We start from the raw sequence: 17571 nt of genomic DNA, 5'->3' as shown, positions 1-17571 counted from the left end.
TGATCGTCCGAATGTAGTCCGTGGTTTGCAGCAAGCCCGGGATCAGCAGCGGCGCCACCTCGGTGATGGCGGTGGCGTTCTGCTCGTAGTCCAGGAACGCCGACATCTGCTGGCGCTGCTCCGGCAGGGTGGTCGCCACCCACTGCGGCTCGTCGGTGCCGTGAACCAACGTCATGATGTCGGCGTACCGGTCGTTGCCGACATCGAGGACCGTCAGGATTCGCGCCACCTGCTCGGGCTTGGGCAACCGGTCGCCGGTCTCCCACCGGGACAACATGGCGGGGTCGCGATCAATCCGCATCGCGAACTCGCGCAACTTGATCCCCTTGTCCAACCGTGCCTGGCGCAGGGCGCTGCCCAGCGCCACCGCCTTCGGCTTCTTGGCCATTGCCATCTCCGTTGGGTTCGACCATCACCAGCGTAGTGGCACCGAGCCGAGCCCAGTACCGCTGAAACTGTGCCACGGCGCGCGGAGGGGCACCTAGCGGTTGTCGGCCTGACAACAGCGCATGCCCCGAAGGTGACCAGCACCTTCGGGGCGTGGCCAACAGCGTCAGTTGGACAGCTTCGCGTCGCCCTTGGATATCTCGTCGGGGTTCATCTTCTCGGCGAGCACTTCCGAGGGCGCGGCCTTGTGGTTGTGGCCGCCCATGAGGCCGATGTACTTGTCGGCGTGGCCCTGTTCGACCATGTGGGGATAGTGCAGGTCGAACGCCGGGCGCTCGGAGCGGATGCGGGGCAGTTCGGTGAAGTTGTGCCGTGGCGGCGGCGAACTCGTGGCCCACTCCAGGGAGTTGCCGTAGCCCCACGGGTCGTCGGCCGTGGTGATCTCGCCGTAGCGGTAGCTCTTGAAGACGTTCCAGATGAACGGCAGCGTCGACGCGCCGAGGACGTAGGCGCCGATCGTGGAGACCATGTTCAGTTCGGTGAAACCGTCGCTGGCCAGGTAATCCGCGTAGCGGCGCGGCATGCCCTCGTTGCCCAGCCAGTGCTGAACCAGGAACGTGCCGTGGAAACCGATGAACGTGGTCCAGAAGTGCAGCTTGCCCAACGGCTCGTCGAGGAACCGGCCGGTGATCTTCGGGAACCAGAAGTAGATGCCCGCGAAGGTGGCGAACACGATCGTGCCGTACAGCACGTAGTGGAAGTGCGCGACGACGAAATACGTGTCGGAGACGTGGAAGTCGATGGCGGGGGCGGCGAGCAGCACGCCGGTGAGACCGCCGAAGAGGAAGGTGACCAGGAAGCCGATGCTGAACAGCATCGGCGTCTCGAAGGTCAACTGTCCCTTCCACATGGTGCCGATCCAGTTGAAGAACTTGACCCCGGTCGGCACCGCGATGAGGAAGGTCATGAACGAGAAGAACGGCAGCAGCACCGCGCCGGTCGCGTACATGTGGTGGGCCCACACGGTGACCGACAGCGCGGCGATACCGAGCGTGGCGTAGATCAGGCCGCGGTAGCCGAACAGCGGTTTTCGGCTGAACACGGGGAAAATCTCCGAGACGATGCCGAAGAACGGCAGCGCGACGATGTAGACCTCGGGGTGGCCGAAGAACCAGAACAGGTGCTGCCAGAGGATCACGCCGCCGTTGGCCGGGTCGAACACGTGCGCCCCGAGTTGGCGGTCGGCGAGCAGGCCGAGCAGCGCGGCGGTGAGGATCGGGAACGCCAGCAGCACCAGCACGCTGGTGATCAGGATGTTCCAGGTGAAGATCGGCATGCGGAACATGGTCATGCCGGGCGCGCGCAGGCAGACCACGGTGGTGAGCATGTTGACCGCGCCGAGGATGGTGCCCAGACCACCGATGACCAGGCCGGTGATCCACAGGTCGGCGCCGATGCCGGGCGAGTGGATCTTGTCCGAGAGCGGGGTGTAGGCGAACCAGCCGAAGTCGGCGGCGCCGCCCGGGGTGAGGAAGCCGGTCATCACGATGATGCCGCCGAACAGGTACAGCCAGTACGAGAAGGCGTTGAGCCGGGGGAACGCCACGTCCGGCGAGCCGATCTGCAGCGGCAGGATGAAGTTCGCGAAGCCGAACAGGATCGGCGTCGCGTACAGCAGCAGCATGATCGTGCCGTGCATGGTGAAGAGCTGGTTGTACTGCTCCTGGGACAGGAACTGCTGGCCCGGCACGGCAAGCTCGCTGCGGATCAGCATCGCCATCGCGCCGCCCACCATGAAGAAGGCGAACGACGTGACCAGGTACATGATGCCGATCTGCTTCGGGTCCGTCGTGCGGAACAGCCGCAGCAGATACGTTCCCTTGGCCGACTCGCGCGCCGGATACGGCCGCGTGGCGATCGGCTGCGGGGCTACTGCAGTCACTCCTGCCTCCTGCACCTGGTGGTGGGCGTCCATCCGAAATCGGGCTCGCGAGGCGGCCCGACCCGTGGAGGATGGTAGCCCGCATCGCGAGGCTGGGCACGGGTGGCCCTGCCCACCTGTGGACAACTGGTTGCGCAGGTCACACCGGCCGGATGGCGTACTGCCGCAGGCTCAGGTCGGTGTAGGTGACCGGGCCGCGCGGCCCGGGCACGCGGTCGATGTTGATGCCGGTCTCGGGCACGCCGAGCAGCTTGAAGCCGTCCAGCAGCCGCGTCGGCGCGTTCCAGAACACGCCCGTGCCGGTGTAGGCGGCCATGAATTCCTCGGCGGCCGCCTCGTTCTCGGTGACGATGCCCGCGGCCAGCCCGGAGGTGTCCTCGTCGGCGATGCGGGCGGCGTGACGCAGGTCGTCCACGGGCGCGACGGTGACGGTGGCCTCGCGCTCGGCGTCCAGCGCCCACTCGTAGCCGATGGCGTGGTCGTGCGGCGGTAGCGATGCCTTGACGCCGACGCCGTCGAGCGCGGCCAGGACGCCGGGCAGCACAGTGTTATAGACGGCTCGGTGCACCAAGAGCAGGTTGAGCCGGTTGCACACGCCGAGGCGGTCGAGGCTGCGCCGGATCAGGTCGGCGGCGACGTCGGGGTCGGCGTGCTCGTCGTAATAGAGGACGCCGCCGCCGTCGGCGTGGGCGAGGGTGCGCACACCGTGCGCGGCGGCCCGGCGGCCCAACTCGCGGGTGCTCTCGCCGCTGCCGCGCAGGATGACCAGCGGCACCAGGGCGGGCAGCTCGACCAGCGCGGCCGCGGCGGCGCGGTCGGCGCTGGGCACGAGCTGGATCACGTCCGGGTCGATGTCGGCGTCGGACAGGCCCGGCGCGATGACCTCGCGCAGCAGCGCGGACGCCGAACGCAGTGCGGCGGACCCGGTGCGCAGCACGCCCGCGTTGCGGGATTTCACGAGTTGCGAGGCCACGTCGACGGTGACGTTCGGGCGGGCCTCGTAGTTGGCGCCGATGACGCCGACCGGTCGACGCAGTTCGACGAGTTGCAGGCCGCCGTCGAGGGTGCCGATGCGCGTCGAGCGGACCTGGTGCGGCACCGACGCGAGCAGCCGCAACTGCTCGGCCATGTCCGCCAGCCGCTCCTCGGTGATCCGCAGCCGGTCGAGCAGGCCGCTGCTCATGCCCGCGGCCTCGGCGGCGGCGACGTCCTCGGCGTTCGCGGCGAGCACCTTCGCCCGTGCCGAGGACAGCCGGGCGGCCATCTCGCCGATGGCGGCGTCGACGGCCTCGTCGGTGGCTCGCGCCAGCGCCGGGGCGGCCCGCTTCGCCTTGGCCGCGCAGTCCGCGACCACCTCGCCGATGGCCGTGACCTGGTCGTCCAACACGGCTGGTTCCCTTCGACTGGCCTGGTGGGAGGGTCAAAGTGTGCCTCATCGCGGTCCGTGGTCCGATGGTGCGGTGACCAAGCTGCTGACCCTGCTGGCCGAACCGCCGGTCGACCCGGACATCGCGCACGGCTACCTGAACCTGCTGGGCGAGGCCGAGCAGGCTGGGCCGCCGACCGGGATCACGCAGCGGCTGATGCGCACGGGCATGCTGCCGACGGTCTACGAGCGCTGGTGGCGGCCCGCGCTCGGCCGGATCGCCAAGGGGCCGACGGGGCCGAGCATGGCGGGCGAGCACGCGCTGGCGGTGCGGCTGCTGGGCCTCGGGCCCGGGGACACCGTGCTCGACGTGGCGTGTGGGACCGGCGGGTTCACCCGGCACTTCGGCGGCGTCGTCGGCGCGGACGGCCTGGCTGTCGGGCTCGACGCGTCGAGCCCGATGCTGGCCAAGGCGGTGGCGGCCACGCCGGTCGACTCCCCGGTGGCCTACCTGCGCGCGGACGCGGTGCGCCCGCCGCTGCGCGACGGGTCGGTGGACGCGGTGTGCTGCTTCGCCGCGCTGCACATGTTCGCCGAGCCCGCGGCGGCGTTGTCGTCGTTCGCCCGGGTGCTGCGGCCCGGCGGCAGGCTGGCCCTGTTGACCACCGCGCGGCACGCGTGGCAGCCCGCGCGGACGGTGGACACCGCGCTGGGCGTGGCGTCGGGGCAGCGGATGTTCGACCGGGGCGAGATCGCGAACCTGCTCACCGAGCGCGGGTTCACCGCCGTCGACGTCCGTTTCGCGGGCGTGACCCAGTTCGTCGGCGCGACGCTCGCCTAACGGTCCACAGTGGACTGGTAGAAGTTCGCCACGATGCGCAGCCGCTTCTCGTCGAGGTCCGGGCGGGAGTACACCGAGTCGAAGAAGCTCTCGCCGTCGAACATGTGCAGGCCGGTGAACACCGCGGCCTGGCGGCTCTCGTCGGGCTGGGCGGCGATCGCGGGGATCTTCAGCGCGGTGAGGTAGATGTCGCGGGAGAAACTCTCGATGGTCGGGACGAGCCGGGCGCGCAGGTCGTCGTCGGTGCGGGCGGCGAGCAGCAGTTCGAACCAGACGATGTTGAGCGGCGAACGGGAGGCGGCGCGGATGGCGCGCAGCACGTCGAGGAAGTCGGTCTCCTCGGCGGACACCGGGCCGATGCGGGCCAGGAAATTCGCGATCTGGCGCCTGCCGACCTCTTCGGATGCGGTGACGATGAGGTCGAGCCGGGTCTCGAAGTGTCGGAACAGCCCGCCGTGCGAGACGCCGGCGCGGCCGCAGATCTCCTGGACCGACGCGCGGGCGTAGCCGACCTCGGAGATGGCGTCGATGGTGGCGTCGATCAGCTTGCCGACCGTCGCCTCGCGGCGTTCGCGCTGGGTGCGCCGCGGCGGCGGCTTCGGTTCGGTCACGTCGACTGCCTCTCGCGCCACGATCGGTGCGACACCCCGCACCCGAGGTGACATTGTGACCAGTCGCATTCGTACTCGCGAGTCACTTGGCCCGTGTGTCCACAGTGGACGGAAGCAGGACGCGCAGCGTGTCGGCGAGCACGTGGACCGGCAGCGTCGGGTCGATCACCCGCTGGATGCCCAGGCCGATGCCCAGGCTGAGCAGCGCGGTGGCCAGGTCGGCGGGCGGCAGCGGACCGGGCCCGGTGCGGTCGGACAGGTCCTGGGCGAGCGCGGTGATCGCCGCGCGCACCGCCCGGTCGCGGGCGGCGAGTTCGGCCCGCAGCGCCGGGTCGCGGCGCGCCTGCACGGCGAACTCGACCTCCAGCACCGTCCAGCCCTCATCGCCGATCATCCGCTCTGCCCACTCGGAGAACACCGCGATGGCGTCGTCCAGCGGCTTGCCGCCGATGGCCTGGGCGATGGCGAGGAGCTGCTCGGCGTGGATGTCGTCGAGCACGGCGAGGCACAGTTCGTCCTTGTTGCGGAAGTTCGAGTACACCGCGCCCTTGGAGAAGCCCGCCGCGTCGGCCACCTTCTCCAGCGAGGTCGCGTGGTAGCCGTCGCGCAGGAAGAGCTGCTTCGCGGTGGCGACGAGCAGCTCGCGGGTGCGGGCCTGGCTCTCCGCCCTGGTCAGTCGGGGCATGGCCACCAGCCTAGGTTCAGAGCAGCAGCCAGCCCGCGGCGAGCACCAGCGCGCCGAGGTTGATCAGCGCGAACGAGCCCACCCAGAAGAAGCCGGGCGCGCCGGTGAGCCGGGCGAGCTGGTCGGCGTCGGAGTCGCGGGCGTGCCCGCGCCTGCGCTTGGTCTGCAACTCCGCGACCGGCCGGACGCCGCCGAGCAGCAGGAACCAGGTGATCAGGTAGGCGAAGGCGGCCTGGATCTCGTCGGTGGCGAACCACGAGACGGCGAACAGCACGGCACCCGTGGCCACCACCGTCACCACCCCGTACACGTTACGCACCATGATCAGTACCGCGAACAGCAGCAGCGCGCAGGTCACCAGCAGCGCGGTGACCCGGTCGGTGCCGAGCAGCGCGGCGAACCCGAGGCCGAGCAGCGACGGCGCGACGTAGCCCGCGAGCGCGGTGCACACCATTCCCGGCCCGTCCGGGCGCCCCCGGGACACCGTGACGCCCGAGGTGTCGGAGTGCAGTCGGATGCCCGACAACCGCCTGCCGACCAGCACGGCGATGAGCGCGTGGCCCGCCTCGTGCACGATCGTGATGACGTTGCGGGCCGGTCGCCACAGCCCGTTGACCACGACCACGGCCACCGCGAGCGCGGCGGTGACCAGGACCATGGTCGCGGGCGGGCGCCATTGGTCGCCGAAAAGCTGCTGCCAGAGATCCACAGCGCCGATTTTCCCACCGGCGTGCACCGGCTACGCGGGCGGGCGCCAGTCGAGCAGGGGCGCGATCGAGCGGAGGAACAGCGACGAGGGCACCACGCGCAGGCCGAGGTCGCGGGCGGCGGCGGCCGGACGCCACGCCAGGTGCGCCATCTTCCCCGCCGCCTCGGAGCGCCGGGAGATCGCCTGGGTGCGCGGCCTGCGCGCGGCGTCGTAGCAGGCCAGCCCGGCCGTCAGGTCGTCGGCGGAAGCCAGCGCGGCGAGGGTGGCGGCGTCTTCCAGGGCCTGGCAGGCGCCCTGGCCCAGCGACGGCGGCATGGCGTGCGCCGCGTCGCCGAGCAGCACGACCGGGCCGTGCACGTAGCTCGGCAGCGGCGGCAGGCGGTACAGGTCGTGGCGCAGCACGGTGTCTTCCTCGGCGGCGGCGAGCACCGCGGGGATCGGGTCGGGCCAGCCCGCGTACCGCGCGCGCAGTTCGGCCAGCTTGCCGCGGCCGTTCTCCGGCACGACGGCCGCGGCGTAGCAGTAGAGGCGCTCGCCCATCGGAAACGCGCCGAAGACCAGCCCGTCGCGCCAGGTCTCGCAGCCGTCGAAGGGCGCGATCTCCTTGGCGGGCACCAGCATCCGCCAGGCGGAGCGCCCGGTGTAGCGCGGCTCGGGTGCCTGCGGCCAGAAGGTCCGCCGCACCCGGCTGCGCAGGCCGTCCGCGCCGACCAGCAGGTCCACAGTGGACGAACCGACCACGGCTCGGCCGTCCTCGATCCCGGGCGTGTCGACGCGCTCGCCGGGGCGCAGCGATTCCGGCGGCACGGCGTCGAGCAGGATGCGCAGCAGGTCGGCTCGGTGCAGCATGACCAGCTCGGTCGGTGCGACCGCGTCACGCATGATCCACCGGCCGCGCCGGTCGCGGAATCCGCCGCGGCCGGGGCGGATTCCCCTGGCCCGCACCTGCTCGCCGACGCCGAGCGCGTCGAGCGCGCGCAGCGCGTTGGCCCACAGCGAGATCCCCGAGCCCACCTCGGTGAAGCCCGCCGCTTGCTCGTAGACCCGCACCTGCCAGCCGCGCCGGGACAGCCCGATCGCGGTCGCCAGACCACCGATGCCGCCGCCGACGATCGCCGCGGTCCGCATGCCGACCACCTCCTCTACATCCGTAGAGTCACTCTACACCTGTAGAGTGGGCGCATGACAACGGCCATCGAGCGGCGCGACCGGATCACCGACGCCGCCATCGCCACGCTCGCCCGCGACGGCCTGCGCGGCCTGACCCACCGGGCCGTCGACCGCGCCGCGGGGCTGGCCGAGGGATCGTGCTCGTACTACTTCCGCACCCGGCAGGCGTTGCTGGCCGCGACCGTGACCCGGCTGGCCGAGCTGGACTCCGCCGCCCTGGCACCCGTGACGCCCCTGCCGGACCGGATCGACGTCGGCCTGCTCGCCGAGCTGATGACCGGGGTGATCGACCGGGCGGCGACCGTCGACCGGGAGCGGCTGCTGGCGCGGTACGAACTGTCGCTGGAGGCCACCCGCCGACCCGAACTGCGGGCCGCGCTGGTGGCCGTGGGCGAGCAATACCGCGAGCTGGCGGCCACCCTGCTCACCGCGGCCGGGGTGAGCGACGCGGAGCGCCGGGGGCGGGCCCTGGTGGCATGTCTGGACGGGTTGATGTTCGACCGGATCGCGGGCGCCGGGCGCCGGGCGCTGGAGGTGGACGAGATCCGGCGGTCGGTGCGCGAGGTTCTGCGCGGCATCGTCGGGTGAGCGTCGGTAGCCTCCCGGGAATGGCGAACCTGACATGGATCCCCCGGGCGCTCGGCGCCGCGACCGCCGTCTACGGCGCCGCCGTGACCATCCGACCCGAGCTGATGGCGAAGCCGACCGGCCTGGTCGACAGCGACGGCGCCCCCGCTCGCGGCGTCGCGGTGCTGACCAGGAGCATCGGCGTCCGCGACATCGCCACCGGGCTCGCGATGGTGTTCGCGCCTCCCGGGGCGCCGCTGCGCGCGGCGATCGCCGTGCGCGTGGTGTCCGACCTCGGCGACGCGGTCGGGTTCGGCACCGGCCTGGCCGACGCCGACGCGCGGCGCAAGTCGGCGGTGGTCGCGGGGGGCTGGTCCGTGCTGTGCGCGCTGTCCGCGCTGGCGTCCGGGAAGTAGCTTTTTACCCCTCCCGGGCGGACACCGCTTGTGGTTGACTGACCGTGGTCGCTCGCGTCGCCACCGTAGTTGCGTTGGCGCGGCGGGCGTCCGCCCAAGTGGTGAACAGGGTGTCCGCAAGCGCGGCACACACGCAGGACAGCTAGGAGACAAGCATGGCCCAGGGCACCGTCAAGTGGTTCAACTCGGAGAAGGGCTTCGGCTTCATCGCCCCCGACGACGGCAGCTCCGATGTGTTCGTGCACTACTCGGAGATCCAGTCGAGCGGATTCCGCACTCTGGAGGAGAACCAGAAGGTGCGCTACGAGGTCGGACAGGGCGCCAAGGGCCCGCAGGCCACCGGCGTGACCCCGCTCTGACGTTCCAGACTTCCGCGACCGGGCCCCACTCCGCGGGTGGAGTGGGGCCCGTTCGCGTCAGCCGACGACCAGCACCACGAGCGTGCGGGGGCCGTGCACGCCCTCCACCCGGTGCAGTTCGATGTCGCTGGTGGCCGACGGGCCGCTGATCCAGGTCAGCGGGGCCGTGGCGGCGACGGCGGCCACCGCCTCGGGCACGGTGCCCACGATCTGGTCCGCCCGCACGACGCACAGGTGGTAGTCGGGCACCAGGGTCAGCGCGCGTCGGCCCTGGGCCGGGCCCGCGTCGAGGACAATGGTGCCCGTCTCGGCCACGGCTATCGCGCAGCCGGTGAGCACGCCGTCGGCGGCGTCGAGGTCGCGCACGGTGAGCGGTGGGTCGTCCGCTCGGACCACAGCGTCCACTTCGGACAGCCAGTCCGCCGGGATGTCTCGCGGGACAACGAGAGTACGCACGCCCGCGGTTCGGAGTGCGGCCGCGACGGCCTCGCTCAGGTCCGCCGGTGACACCCGGTGCACGACGGCGCGGTAGTCGGCGGTGCGCTCGGCGAACAGCGCCACCACGTCGTGCGCACCCGCGTCGCGCTGGTAGTCGCGCGGGACCACGACGTCTTCGCGGGCGTCGCCGAGGGCCGCGCGCACCCTGGCCAGGATCTCCGTACGGGCGTCCATCAGCCTGTCCCCCGGCTCTTCCACCACTCGCGGAAGGACTCCGGCGGCGGCACGGGCGCGTCGCGCGCGTCGGTCCAGCCCGCTAGCGGGCCGGGGAGCCTGCCGCGGCTGCCCAGGACTCGGCCACCGAGCGCGGCAAACCGTTGTGCGACAGCCAGTCTGCGCGCGTGGCCGAAGACCCACGCGGCCGCGCGCATGGCCACCCGCTCCGCCGACGGCCTGCCGCGGTGCGCATCGACGACCTGGGATCGCAGGTGTACCAACGCTTTCGGGATGTCGATCAGCACCGGGCACACCTCGTAGCACGCGCCGCACAGCGTGGAGGCGTAGGGCAGGCTGCGGCTCACCGGGTCGGCGTCGACCCCGCGGAGCTGCGGGGTGAGGATGGCGCCGATCGGGCCGGGGTAGACCGAGCCGTAGGCGTGCCCGCCGGTGCGCTCGTAGACCGGGCAGACGTTCAGGCAGGCGGAGCACCGGATGCAGCGCAGCGCGTCGCGGCCGATCTCGTCGGCCAGCGCGGCGGTGCGGCCGTTGTCCAGCAGCACCAGATGGAACTCGCGCGGGCCGTCGCCCGGGGTGACGCCGCACCAGGTCGAGGTGTACGGATTCATCCGCTCGCCCGTGGACGAGCGCGGCAGCAGTTGCAGCATCACCTCAAGATCGGCCCAGGTGGGCACCACCTTCTCGATGCCGACCACGCTGATCAGCACCTCGGGCAGCGTCAGACACATCCGGCCGTTGCCCTCGGACTCGACCACGACCAGCGACCCCGTCTCGGCCACGGCGAAGTTGGCCCCCGACACCGCGACCCGCGCCGAGAGGAACTCGCGCCGCAGGTGCGCCCGTGCGGCACCGGCCAGCGCGACCGGGTCGTCGGTGAGGTCGGCGGGGGCGCCCGGCATCGCGCGCCGGAACAGGTCGCGGATCTGCGCGCGGTTGCGGTGGATCGCGGGCACCAGGATGTGCGACGGGCGGTCGTGTCCCAATTGGACGATCAGCTCGGCCAGATCGGTCTCGTGCGCGGTGATCCCGGCCGCGGCCAGCGCCTCGTTCAGCTCGATCTCCTGGGTGGCCATGGACTTCACCTTGACCACCTCGGCCGCGCCCGCCGCGCGAACCAGCCCGACCACGATCCGGTTCGCCTCGGCGGCGTCGCGCGCCCAGTGCACCACTCCCCCGGCCGCGGTTACCTTGCCCTCCAGGCGAACCAGGTGCGTGTCGAGGTCGCGCAGAGCCCTGTCCTTGATCGCCTTGCCCGCCAGGCGAAGCTGCTCCCAGTCGGCGCGCTCGGCGACGACCGCGGCCCGCTTGGCGCGGATCGTGCCGGTGGCGGTGCGCAGATTCGCCCGCAACTGCCCGTCCGCCAACGCTTCGCGCGCGCCTGCCGGGAACGCGGGCATGCCCATCCACACACCGGTCACGCGCCCTCCTCGGCCAGGATCTCCGCGACGTGCATGACCCGCACGCCCGCTCGCTGCCGCGACAGTAGGCCACCGACGTGCATCAGGCAGGAGTTGTCCACAGCCGCCAGCACTTCGGCGCCGGTTTCCACGACGTGCCTTGCCTTGTCGGCGCCCATGGCCACCGAAGTGTCGGCGTTCTTCAGCGCGAACGTGCCGCCGAACCCGCAGCACTCGCGGGCGCCGGGCAGGTCGAGCAGCCGCAGGCCGCGCACCGCCCGCAGCAGCAGGGTGGGTCGGTCGCCGAGGTCGAGCACGCGCAGGCCGTGGCAGGTCGGGTGGTAGGTGACCCGGTGCGGGAACGCGGCGCCGACGTCGGTCATCCCGAGCACGTCCACCAGCAGCTCGGTGAACTCCAGGACGCGCGGCGCGGTCTCGGCGACCGCCCGCGCCAGCCCGGCGTCGCCGGACACCTCGGCCACCCGCGCGTGGTACTCGCGCACCATCGCCACGCAGGACGCCGACGGCGACACGACGTGGTCGAGCCCGGCGAAGTCAGTGACGAACTTGCGCACCAGGGGCACGCATTCGCGCTGGTAGCCGGTGTTGAAGTGGAGCTGGCCGCAACAGGTCTGGGCGGGCGGGAAGACCACCTGGTGACCCAACCGCTCCAGCACGCGCACCACCGCTCGCGCCGACTCGGGGAACACCGTGTCGTTGAAGCACGTCACGAACAGCCCGATCCGCATGCGCCGCCTTCCAGTTGTCCACAACCGCCCAAATTGTCCACAGGTCCGAGCCCTTGCGCCCACGATGCCCCGTCGTCCGACAGAATGCAGATCAGGGGAAACACCGATCAGAAAGTGGAGCGGGAGCGGATGACAGCGCCAGCGCAGACGATCCACCAGCGCATCGCCGAAGAGCTCGGGGTGCGGGAGCGGCAGGTCGCCGCCGCCGTCGACCTGCTCGACGGCGGGGCAACGGTGCCCTTCATCGCGCGCTACCGCAAAGAGGTCACCGAGACCCTGGACGACACCCAGCTCCGCACCCTGGAGGAGCGGCTGCGGTACCTGCGCGAGCTGGAGGAGCGCCGCGCGGCCGTCCTCGACTCGATCCGCGAACAGGGCAAGCTGGACGACGCGCTGGCCGCGCAGATCATGGCGGCCGACTCCAAGGCCCGGCTGGAAGACATCTACCTGCCGTTCAAGCCGAAACGGCGCACCAAGGCACAGATCGCGCGCGAGGCAGGCCTGGAGCCACTGGCCGACCGGCTGATCGGCGACCCGACGCACGACCCGCGCGAGGTGGCGGCCGGGTACATCGACGCGAACAAGGGCGTCGCCGACGCGACAGCCGCGCTCGACGGCGCGCGGTCGATCCTGGTCGAGCGGTTCGCCGAGGACGGCGACCTGATCGGCGAGCTGCGCGAGCGGATGTGGAACCGCGGCGTGCTGGCCGCCGCGGTGCGTCCGGGCAAGGAGGAGGACGGCGCGAAGTTCGCCGACTACTTCGAGTTCTCCGAGCCGTTCGGCAAGCTGCCATCGCACCGCATCCTGGCGATGTTCCGCGGTGAGAAGGAAGAGGTGCTCGACCTCGCGCTGGAGCCGAGCCCGGAGGTCGACCAGACGGTGGTCCCGCCGGTCCGCACCGACTACGAGCTGCGGATCGCGCAACGCTTCGGCGTCGCCGACCGCGGCCGCCCCGGCGACAAGTGGCTGTGCGACACGGTGCGCTGGGCGTGGCGCACACGCATCCTGGTCCACCTCGGCATCGACCTGCGCGGCAGGCTGCGCCAGGGCGCCGAGGACGAGGCGGTGCGCGTGTTCGCGGCGAACCTGCGCGATCTGCTGCTCGCCGCGCCCGCGGGCAGCCGGGCCACGATGGGCCTCGACCCGGGCTTCCGCACCGGGGTCAAGGTCGCGGTGGTCGACGCGACCGGCAAGGTGGTCGCCACCGAGACGATCTACCCGCACGTGCCGCAGCAGCGCTGGGACGAGGCGCTCGCGGTGCTCGCGCGGCTCGCGGCGCGGCACCGGGTCGAGCTGATCGCCATCGGCAACGGCACCGCGTCACGGGAGACCGACAAGCTCGCGGCCGAGCTGATCGCGAAGTTCGCCGACCTCAAGCTGACCAAGATCGTGGTGTCGGAGGCGGGCGCGTCGGTGTACTCCGCGTCGGCGTTCGCCTCGGCCGAGCTGCCCGAGCTCGACGTGTCGCTGCGCGGCGCGGTGTCCATCGCGCGCCGCCTGCAGGACCCGCTGGCCGAGCTGGTCAAGATCGACCCGAAGTCCATCGGCGTCGGGCAGTACCAGCACGACCTGTCCGAGGTGAAGCTGTCGCGCTCGCTCGACGCGGTGGTCGAGGACTGCGTCAACGGCGTCGGCGTCGACGTGAACACCGCGTCCGCGCCGCTGCTCACCCGCGTGTCGGGCATCGGCGCCGGGCTCGCCGAGAACATCGTCGCCCACCGCGACGCGCACGGCCCGTTCCGGTCCCGCAAGGGCCTCAAGGACGTGGCCCGCCTGGGTGCGAAGGCGTTCGAGCAGTGCGCGGGCTTCCTGCGCATCCCCACGGGCGACGACCCGCTCGACGCGTCCAGCGTGCACCCGGAGGCGTATCCGGTGGTCCGGCGCATCCTGGCCGAGACCGGCGGTGACCTGCCCGCGCTGATCGGCAACACGGGCAGGCTCCGCGCCCTGCGCCCGCAGTCGTTCGTCGACGAGACCTTCGGCCTGCCCACCGTCACCGACATTCTGGCCGAGCTGGAGAAGCCCGGCCGCGACCCCCGCCCGGCGTTCAAGACGGCGACGTTCGCCGAGGGCGTGGAGAAGCTGTCCGACCTCCGGCCGGGGATGACGCTGGAGGGCGTGGTCACCAACGTGGCCGCCTTCGGCGCGTTCGTCGACGTCGGTGTCCACCAGGACGGCCTGGTGCACGTCTCGGCCCTGTCGAAGACCTTCGTCAAAGACCCCCGCGACGTGGTCAAGTCGGGCGACGTGGTGAAGGTCAAGGTGCTGGAGGTCGACATCCCGCGCAAACGGATCTCCCTCACCCTCCGCCTGGACGACGAGGTACCTACCCCGGGTCAGTCCCCCGCGGGCCAGCGCCGCGAGGGTGGCCGGGGCGGCGGTCGCGGCCAGGGCGGCGGTCGCAGCGAGAGCCCGCGCGGCCAGACCCCCCAGGGCAAACGCGCCGACTCCCCACCCGCGGCGGGCTCCCTGGCCGACGCCCTCCGCCGCGCGGGGTACAACCGTTGACCCCACCCCGCGCGGGAGACCGCCGCGCCATGAACCCCGACCACACCAGGCCTCGCCGCCCTGGTCAGCGGGTGCGCAGGAAGGCCGCGACCTCGTGCTGTTCGTTGTACTCGGCCCAGCCCAACGGCGTCGAGTTGTGCGAACAGTCCGCTATGGACGGATCGGCGCCGAGATCGAGCAGCAGCCGCGCCAGGGGGAGGTTGCCGGTGAAGGCGGCCTGGTGCAGCGCGGTCTCGCGGCTGGCGGCGTTGACGTCGAAACCGGCGCCCGCCAGCAGCCGGACCGCGTCGAGGCTGCCGACCTCGGCGGCGTAGACCACCGCCGTCGGCTCCCGGGCGATGGCCCGCGCGACCAGGTCGGGGCTGGCCGCCCGGACCGCGTCGGCGTCGCCGCGCATGGCGGCGGCGAGGAAGCGGGCGACCTCGTCCAACTCCACCATCGACGCGCCCGCCGCGACGAGCAGGTCGGCGATCTCGGGGCTGCCCGCGCGGACAGCGAGTTCGAGCGGCCCGCGACCGCCGTGCGCGGGATGGCCCTGGTGCGGCCCGGCCGGGTGCACGCCGTTCGCCAACAGCAGCGCGACCCGGTCGCGCTGGTTGTGGGACGCGGCCCACAGCAGCACGTCGTGCAGCATCTCGGCGGGAGTCTGGTGGGCCGAGCCGAGCCGCGCGTGCCACGGACCGCCGTCGCCGCGGCCGAGACCGAACTCGAACAACAGCCGCAGGTGGCTGTCGTCGGCGTTGAACATGCGGTTGTAGAGGGTCTGGCTGTCGTTCGGGTCGGCGCCCGCGCTCAACAGCACCCGGGCCAGCGGCTCCTGCGCCGGGTGCCGCGGCTGGTTCACCCCGCCCTCACCCTCGCCGAACACGCCGGTCAGTGCGGTGAACGGCGAGGTCAGCCCCTCCCACAGATACCCGGCGTTCGGGTCGGCGCCCGCGTCGAGCAGCAGCCGCGCGACGGCAACCGGGTCGCCACCGTCCACACGGGAATAGGCGAGGTAGAGCAGCGGCTCCCAGTCGTACGGGCCGCCCGCGAGCCGGGCCCGCGCGGGATCGCGGGCCAGCAGGGCGCGCGCCGCGTCGGCGTCGCCGAGCGCGGCGATGGTGTACATGCTCGCGGTCGCGATCTCCGGGTGCGCGGCGAGCAGCGCCCTGGCCCGGTCCCTCCGAAGTGGACTGTCGCCGCCATAGACAAGGCAGGCGTGCGCAAGGAACTCGGCCTCGGGGTCGGCGAACTCCGTGACCTGGTGCGGCGACCGGGAGTACTCGGCGACGACACGCAGGTGCGCGACCAGCTTCGGCCAACTCGGGAAGCCGTACTGCCGGGCGACGACGAGCTGCGCGCCGGAGAGCTTGAGCGGGGCGGCCGGGTCGGGGTGGAACTCGGCGACCAGACCGGTGGCCCACTCACCGCCCGTCGGGTGCTGGGCGAGCAGGTCTTTGGCCTGCTTGCGCAGGTGCTCCAGGCTGGCGCTGTCGGGCAGGGGATACACGGGCACGGCGGCCTCCTTCTCCAGGTGCGCCCGGTGTCCGCGTGCTCGGGCCGAAGAAAGAGGGGCACTGCGAGGTACCGCGTCGACCAGGTGGGCTCTGCCCTTCCCGCGGACCGGGTGCGCCCTGGGACGCGGCGCCCAGGATACCCGGAAATCGCCGGATCAGTCCTCGTCGTCCGCGCAGGTGATCCGCAGCGTGGTGTTCATGCCCTCGACGTCGAGCACGCGGGCCACCGCGGCGGACGGGTCGACCAGGCGCAGCCAGCCCCCGTCGCGTTCGAGTCTGCGCTGGGCGGAGAGCAGCGCGTTGAGGCCCGCGCAGCCGAAGAACTCCGCGTCGGACAGGTCGATGATCAGGCCCGGGGCCGCGCTGCGCTGCTCAGCGACCGCGCCGAGCAGGAACCGCTCCAGCACCCCCGCCGCCACCAGGTCGACCTCCCCGCCGATGGCCACCAACACCACCCCGGCAGCGGGCGGCTCCTCCAGGCGCAGATCCACGCGCAAACCCCCGACGTCGGACATCCCTGGCACCGCACGCTACCTGCTCGGCGGGTGCCGCACGACCGGACGCGGGCGAGCGGACGCGGGCGAGGGGTCAGCCGAAGCGGCCGTGCACGTAGTCCGAGGTGCGCTGGTCGGTGGGCGAGTCGAAGATCGTCCTGGTCGGGCCCGCCTCGACGATGACGCCCGGGGTGCCCTGCTCGGCGAGGAAGAACGCGCATTGCTGCGAGACGCGGGCCGCCTGCTGCATATTGTGCGTGACGATCACGATCGTCACCTCGTGCGCCAGTTCGGCGATGGTCTGCTCGATGCGCCGGGTCGAGGTCGGGTCGAGCGCCGAGCACGGCTCGTCCATCAGCAGCACCTTGGGCCGCACGGCGAGCGAGCGCGCGATGCACAGCCGCTGCTGCTGGCCACCCGAGAGGGCGCCGCCCGGCTGGCGCAGCCGGTCGCGGACCTCGTTCCACAGCCCGGCCTTGGCCAGACACTCCTGCACCAGAGCGTCCTTTTCGGACTTGCGGACGCGGCTGCCGGTGAGCTTGAGCCCGGCGACCACGTTGTCGTAGATCGACATCGCCGGGAACGGGTTGGGCTTCTGGAACACCATGCCGATCTGCCTGCGCGCGTCGGTGAGCTTGCGGCCCGCGTCGTAGATGTCCGCGCCGGAGAGCAGTACCTCGCCTGCGAGGGTGGCGCCGGGGATCAGCTCGTGCATCCGGTTCAGAATCCGCAGGAACGTCGACTTGCCGCAGCCGGACGGCCCGATCAGCGCCGTCACCGTCCCGGCGGGCATGAGCAGCGACACCCGGTCGAGCACCTTGCGCTCGCCGAACCAGGCCGACACCGAGCGCGCGTCGATCGCGGCCAGGGTCGTGGTGGGCATCGTGAGGGTCATCGCGGTCTCCGTGCTCAGGTCGGTCACAGCAGGTTGGGGAGCAGGGCGGCGGCCTGGTCGGCGAGGGTGATGCCGAGCGCGCCGATCAGCGGCACGCCGATCACCCAGGCGTGCCAGCGGCCGACTCGGGACCGCAGGTAGACCACCACGAACGCGGCGGCGGCCAGGATCAGCGCCCACAGCACCACGGGGACCAGCGCGTCCGGGTCGCCGACCATGAGCTGCTCGTTCTCCGGCCGACCCTTCCCTGCTGGTGATCGCGGACGCGCCTGCGAGTCGTTCGCGCAGCTCAAGTACCGCT

19 protein-coding genes are annotated in these 17571 nt (G+C 71.9%); 5 read left to right on the top strand and 14 right to left on the bottom strand.

Annotation, left to right across the window (positions count from 1 at the left end; all coding sequences use genetic code 11):
- The 3 genes from ACT4N7_RS18800 to ACT4N7_RS18790 form a co-directional block, all read right to left on the bottom strand.
- Nucleotides 1-388 (bottom strand): Scr1 family TA system antitoxin-like transcriptional regulator (locus ACT4N7_RS18800; protein ID WP_444830070.1); only part of this gene is annotated, 388 nt, incomplete at its 3' end.
- A 165-nt stretch (nt 389-553) separates the two neighbouring features.
- The gene (gene ctaD, locus ACT4N7_RS18795; RefSeq protein ID WP_444830069.1) at nt 554-2329 is read right to left on the bottom strand and encodes an aa3-type cytochrome oxidase subunit I; all 1776 of its coding nucleotides are present in this window, start codon (nt 2327-2329) and stop codon (nt 554-556) included.
- A 139-nt stretch (nt 2330-2468) separates the two neighbouring features.
- Nucleotides 2469-3716, bottom strand: coding sequence for an aldehyde dehydrogenase family protein (locus tag ACT4N7_RS18790; RefSeq protein WP_444830068.1), 1248 nt, complete (start codon nt 3714-3716; stop codon nt 2469-2471).
- 73 nt (nt 3717-3789) lie between these two features.
- Here ACT4N7_RS18790 and ACT4N7_RS18785 point away from each other — a divergent pair, with 73 nt between their 5' ends.
- Nucleotides 3790-4536 (top strand): class I SAM-dependent methyltransferase, encoded by a 747-nt coding sequence (locus ACT4N7_RS18785; protein WP_444830067.1) that lies wholly within the window; start codon nt 3790-3792, stop codon nt 4534-4536.
- On the opposite strand, the gene ACT4N7_RS18780 is transcribed toward ACT4N7_RS18785, so the two are convergent.
- The 4 genes from ACT4N7_RS18780 to ACT4N7_RS18765 form a co-directional block, all read right to left on the bottom strand.
- Nucleotides 4533-5147 (bottom strand): TetR/AcrR family transcriptional regulator, encoded by a 615-nt coding sequence (locus ACT4N7_RS18780; protein ID WP_444830066.1) that lies wholly within the window; start codon nt 5145-5147, stop codon nt 4533-4535. The genes ACT4N7_RS18785 and ACT4N7_RS18780 overlap by 4 nt on opposite strands.
- An 82-nt stretch (nt 5148-5229) precedes the next feature.
- A complete protein-coding gene (locus ACT4N7_RS18775) occupies nt 5230-5832 on the bottom strand; it encodes a TetR/AcrR family transcriptional regulator (RefSeq protein ID WP_444830065.1) in 603 nt (200 codons plus the stop codon).
- A 16-nt stretch (nt 5833-5848) separates the two neighbouring features.
- On the bottom strand, nt 5849-6490 hold the full coding sequence (locus ACT4N7_RS18770; protein WP_444830076.1) for a M50 family metallopeptidase: 642 nt from the start codon (nt 6488-6490) through the stop codon (nt 5849-5851).
- Nucleotides 6491-6571: 81 nt separating this feature from the next.
- On the bottom strand, nt 6572-7669 hold the full coding sequence (locus tag ACT4N7_RS18765) for an FAD-dependent monooxygenase (RefSeq protein WP_444830064.1): 1098 nt from the start codon (nt 7667-7669) through the stop codon (nt 6572-6574).
- Between the two features lie 54 nt (nt 7670-7723).
- Between ACT4N7_RS18765 and ACT4N7_RS18760 the strand changes: the two genes are divergently transcribed.
- The 3 genes from ACT4N7_RS18760 to ACT4N7_RS18750 all read left to right on the top strand — a co-directional run bounded on the left by ACT4N7_RS18760 (nt 7724) and on the right by ACT4N7_RS18750 (nt 9053).
- Nucleotides 7724-8299, top strand: coding sequence for a TetR/AcrR family transcriptional regulator (locus ACT4N7_RS18760; RefSeq protein WP_444830063.1), 576 nt, complete (start codon nt 7724-7726; stop codon nt 8297-8299).
- A 20-nt stretch (nt 8300-8319) separates the two neighbouring features.
- Nucleotides 8320-8694, top strand: a complete 375-nt coding sequence (locus ACT4N7_RS18755; protein WP_444830062.1) for a hypothetical protein — start codon at nt 8320-8322, stop codon at nt 8692-8694.
- A gap of 155 nt (nt 8695-8849) precedes the next feature.
- A complete protein-coding gene (locus ACT4N7_RS18750) occupies nt 8850-9053 on the top strand; it encodes a cold-shock protein (RefSeq protein ID WP_444830061.1) in 204 nt (67 codons plus the stop codon).
- Between the two features lie 57 nt (nt 9054-9110).
- Here ACT4N7_RS18750 and ACT4N7_RS18745 read toward each other — a convergent pair whose 3' ends face one another.
- The 3 genes from ACT4N7_RS18745 to ACT4N7_RS18735 are packed head-to-tail and all read right to left on the bottom strand — an operon-like array spanning nt 9111 to nt 11874.
- On the bottom strand, nt 9111-9728 hold the full coding sequence (locus ACT4N7_RS18745) for a LutC/YkgG family protein (protein ID WP_444830075.1): 618 nt from the start codon (nt 9726-9728) through the stop codon (nt 9111-9113).
- Nucleotides 9725-11125, bottom strand: coding sequence for a lactate utilization protein B (locus ACT4N7_RS18740; RefSeq protein WP_444830074.1), 1401 nt, complete (start codon nt 11123-11125; stop codon nt 9725-9727). Before ACT4N7_RS18740 ends, ACT4N7_RS18745 begins: the two co-directional genes overlap by 4 nt.
- A 17-nt stretch (nt 11126-11142) precedes the next feature.
- A complete protein-coding gene (locus ACT4N7_RS18735) occupies nt 11143-11874 on the bottom strand; it encodes a (Fe-S)-binding protein (RefSeq protein WP_444830060.1) in 732 nt (243 codons plus the stop codon).
- A gap of 129 nt (nt 11875-12003) precedes the next feature.
- Between ACT4N7_RS18735 and ACT4N7_RS18730 the strand changes: the two genes are divergently transcribed.
- Nucleotides 12004-14382: a Tex family protein gene (locus ACT4N7_RS18730; RefSeq protein ID WP_444830059.1), complete on the top strand. Its 2379-nt coding sequence runs from the start codon at nt 12004-12006 to the stop codon at nt 14380-14382.
- A gap of 64 nt (nt 14383-14446) precedes the next feature.
- Here ACT4N7_RS18730 and ACT4N7_RS18725 read toward each other — a convergent pair whose 3' ends face one another.
- From ACT4N7_RS18725 to ACT4N7_RS18710, 4 genes are all read right to left on the bottom strand, one after another.
- Nucleotides 14447-15880: an ankyrin repeat domain-containing protein gene (locus ACT4N7_RS18725; RefSeq protein WP_444830058.1), complete on the bottom strand. Its 1434-nt coding sequence runs from the start codon at nt 15878-15880 to the stop codon at nt 14447-14449.
- A gap of 156 nt (nt 15881-16036) precedes the next feature.
- Nucleotides 16037-16396: an STAS domain-containing protein gene (locus ACT4N7_RS18720; protein WP_444830057.1), complete on the bottom strand. Its 360-nt coding sequence runs from the start codon at nt 16394-16396 to the stop codon at nt 16037-16039.
- 73 nt (nt 16397-16469) lie between these two features.
- Entirely contained in the window at nt 16470-17270 is an 801-nt protein-coding gene (locus ACT4N7_RS18715; protein WP_444830056.1) for a phosphate ABC transporter ATP-binding protein, read from the bottom strand.
- A gap of 23 nt (nt 17271-17293) precedes the next feature.
- Entirely contained in the window at nt 17294-17488 is a 195-nt protein-coding gene (locus tag ACT4N7_RS18710) for a hypothetical protein (RefSeq protein ID WP_444830055.1), read from the bottom strand.
- Between the last annotated feature and the right edge of the window lie 83 nt (nt 17489-17571).

This window comes from Actinokineospora sp. (assembly GCF_052390155.1).
Lineage (GTDB): Bacteria > Actinomycetota > Actinomycetes > Mycobacteriales > Pseudonocardiaceae > Actinokineospora.
Note: the sequence above shows the minus strand (reverse complement) of the source record. Positions and strands in the feature narration are given on the sequence as shown.

What these genes read in the sequence shown, in the direction of transcription:
- ACT4N7_RS18715 (WP_444830056.1), bottom strand. Translation starts at nt 17,270, where the DNA reads ATGACCCTCACGATGCCCACCACGACCCTGGCCGCGATCGACGCGCGC.
- ACT4N7_RS18750 (WP_444830061.1), top strand. Translation starts at nt 8,850, where the DNA reads ATGGCCCAGGGCACCGTCAAGTGGTTCAACTCGGAGAAGGGCTTCGGC.
- ACT4N7_RS18760 (WP_444830063.1), top strand. Translation starts at nt 7,724, where the DNA reads ATGACAACGGCCATCGAGCGGCGCGACCGGATCACCGACGCCGCCATC.
- ACT4N7_RS18765 (WP_444830064.1), bottom strand. Translation starts at nt 7,669, where the DNA reads ATGCGGACCGCGGCGATCGTCGGCGGCGGCATCGGTGGTCTGGCGACC.
- ACT4N7_RS18755 (WP_444830062.1), top strand. Translation starts at nt 8,320, where the DNA reads ATGGCGAACCTGACATGGATCCCCCGGGCGCTCGGCGCCGCGACCGCC.
- ACT4N7_RS18740 (WP_444830074.1), bottom strand. Translation starts at nt 11,125, where the DNA reads ATGCCCGCGTTCCCGGCAGGCGCGCGCGAAGCGTTGGCGGACGGGCAG.
- ACT4N7_RS18710 (WP_444830055.1), bottom strand. Translation starts at nt 17,488, where the DNA reads ATGGTCGGCGACCCGGACGCGCTGGTCCCCGTGGTGCTGTGGGCGCTG.
- ACT4N7_RS18770 (WP_444830076.1), bottom strand. Translation starts at nt 6,490, where the DNA reads ATGGTCCTGGTCACCGCCGCGCTCGCGGTGGCCGTGGTCGTGGTCAAC.
- ACT4N7_RS18735 (WP_444830060.1), bottom strand. Translation starts at nt 11,874, where the DNA reads ATGCGGATCGGGCTGTTCGTGACGTGCTTCAACGACACGGTGTTCCCC.
- ACT4N7_RS18720 (WP_444830057.1), bottom strand. Translation starts at nt 16,396, where the DNA reads ATGTCCGACGTCGGGGGTTTGCGCGTGGATCTGCGCCTGGAGGAGCCG.
- ACT4N7_RS18775 (WP_444830065.1), bottom strand. Translation starts at nt 5,832, where the DNA reads ATGCCCCGACTGACCAGGGCGGAGAGCCAGGCCCGCACCCGCGAGCTG.
- ACT4N7_RS18730 (WP_444830059.1), top strand. Translation starts at nt 12,004, where the DNA reads ATGACAGCGCCAGCGCAGACGATCCACCAGCGCATCGCCGAAGAGCTC.